Here is a 2,214-nt window from a genome sequence, read left to right as displayed (position 1 = left end):
CTGCAGGTTCTGTTCTATGGTTTTGTTGCTGAGGATTTCAAAAGGAGAAAAGAAGATACGGTAATTGTTGAAAAAATAAATTGAGAACAAGATAACTGAAGTTAAAATCGCAAAAATTATTTTCTTTCTTTTAATCATATAGTTACCTGATTTTTAAAGTTTGCGGATTATTCCACGAACGTCATATTTATGCAATAGAATTACTAAAAAGGTCGTCTGAAATTTTCAGACGACCTTGCAATACCAAATACAAACAACCGCATGCATGCATTCCGCACACATCCTATCTGATGAAACAGAGACTTTATGCAGGCTACAGCTTACTTTCCCTTACAATGTCTCTCAATCCTGTTGAACCTGAATTAGCGGCTTCAATTAATTTTGTATAAACCGCACCACTCAATAATGAGTTAATACGCATATTTTTAATAGTATTGATAAAAATTTCCATAGTATGATTTTAAAATATATATACGCCTAGAAATCAATCTCTTTGACTATATTAAAATTATATAACTTATCAATTGAGTTAATATAATGAAGATTACAGTACCTATTAGAGAAGAGAAAAGGGGTTTTCTCCGCTCCCACAGCTCCATTCAATACTTTTGAAATCCACCCTCCTTTAGCTACGTAAGGATAAACGATAATATATTTTTCTCCATGAAAATCAACATATTCTCTCTTATAATAATAAATTTCTAAAAAAGAAAATCTAACATTACTTTTTTTATATCTTACTTCTATTAAATTCTTATTTTTTATCTCATTAGGATTATGCAGAAATACAATACTGGATTGATTGCATAATTTTTTAAACTGAATCAATCCTATTAGCTCATCAAAGAACATAAATCCAAATCCTAAAATGAGGCTTATAAAGAGATATAACTTTGTTTTTTTACAATCAAGTAGAGTATTCTGCTTTGCATACTGCCACTCAAATGCCACACCAAGCACAAACCCGACCGCCCCAAAGACAATAATATGAAGAATCAGGAAAAGAATACCTATCATAATTTAAGTCCCTACCTTTCTCTTTCTTTCCGAATGCCTTTTTTTGTAAAACCTTACCCCAATCCTAAACCCAGGAATAATTCCGATGACTAAAATAAAAATGTAATAAGCAACCGCCGCCATAACCGTTCCATCATGTCTAACAATAAAATTTTCTAATTGATCATTAGGATAATTAAATATCTATCAGCTTGAAATATTCTACACAAATGGAATAAAAAGACAAAGTGTTTTTACCCAGTGGTTATATTTCTGATATAAAAGGTCATCTGGAATTTTCAAACAACATTTCTACACTAAACCTAAACAACCAAATGAATACATCTCATACAATAATTCGCTTGTATAATTTCCAGACAAATCCAAAACAAATTTTTTAGTTTGAGACATTATTGCATTTCCTCGTGTGATTTAAGGTTTCTTAGGACAACTGTAAAAATCATTACCATCCCAAAGAGTGTGGTAATGAAACATATAATCAAATGATTTTGAAAGGGAGTTCATTACAGAATCATCAGGTTTGCCATTAATCCATTTCCAGCAACCAGTAGGGGGGGTAGATACGGATTTTGTAAAATCCTGTGTAAGAAGAAATCCGTAACTTGTAGTCATATGTTTTGTATAATTTCCCGTTACAGAGGAATATTTTTCGGGAAGATATAATCCACAGTTATTAATAATATATCTGCGATAATAGGTTTCAGCCCTTTCTCCCGTAAAATCTACTTCTTTCAAATCTAAGAAGTAATTTCCAACCCCTCTTTTTGAAAGAAAACTGGGAGTCCCTTGAAACGGATAATCAGCTTTCAACAACTCTGACTTTTCCTTGATACCGCAGCAGTCATAAGGGTAAAAAGAACTGAACCTGTTTGAGGCATAAAACCCGAAGGGCAGCTTGTGCGATTGGTAGCGGACATTTTTTGGAAAAAAATGATCCGCCCTGCTGAATGTAACTCCGTTATTCCTTGCCTTTAATAGCGAGATTCTTTTTTCCTTGTCAAAGATATAATCCCCCATCTCGATGGCCGGCATCATATACAACTGACACGATTTCTCCGTGGGGCATCTGTCCTTCCAGGCGTAGTCAGATGGGTCATCGAAATACTGCCCCGACGACTCATGTGCGAAATAGCTGACCAAAGCCCGTCTCAACAACTCTTCCTTACTCAACTTTCTGCCCTCATCCACGCAAATCCC

2 protein-coding genes are annotated in these 2,214 nt (G+C 34.2%); both read right to left on the bottom strand.

The genetic code is table 11. From position 1 onward, the window contains the following. Nucleotides 1-477 precede the first annotated feature (477 nt). The gene (locus NSCA4_RS0111885) at nucleotides 478-1,017 is read right to left on the bottom strand and encodes a hypothetical protein (protein ID WP_016688320.1); all 540 of its coding nucleotides are present in this window, start codon (nucleotides 1,015-1,017) and stop codon (nucleotides 478-480) included. A gap of 411 nt (nucleotides 1,018-1,428) precedes the next feature. Continuing rightward, the coding region (locus tag NSCA4_RS13260) for a hypothetical protein (protein WP_016688319.1) at nucleotides 1,429-2,214 on the bottom strand (786 nt) is incomplete at its 5' end.

It is taken from the genome of Neisseria sicca 4320, from assembly GCF_000193735.1.
GTDB classification, from domain to species: domain Bacteria; phylum Pseudomonadota; class Gammaproteobacteria; order Burkholderiales; family Neisseriaceae; genus Neisseria; species Neisseria sicca_E.
The sequence above is the reverse complement of the archived record's forward strand: the minus strand, read 5'-3'. Positions and strand labels throughout refer to the sequence as shown.

Coding starts and splice junctions, on each gene's coding strand:
- NSCA4_RS0111885 (WP_016688320.1), bottom strand. CDS start 1,017: ATGATAGGTATTCTTTTCCTGATTCTTCATATTATTGTCTTTGGGGCG.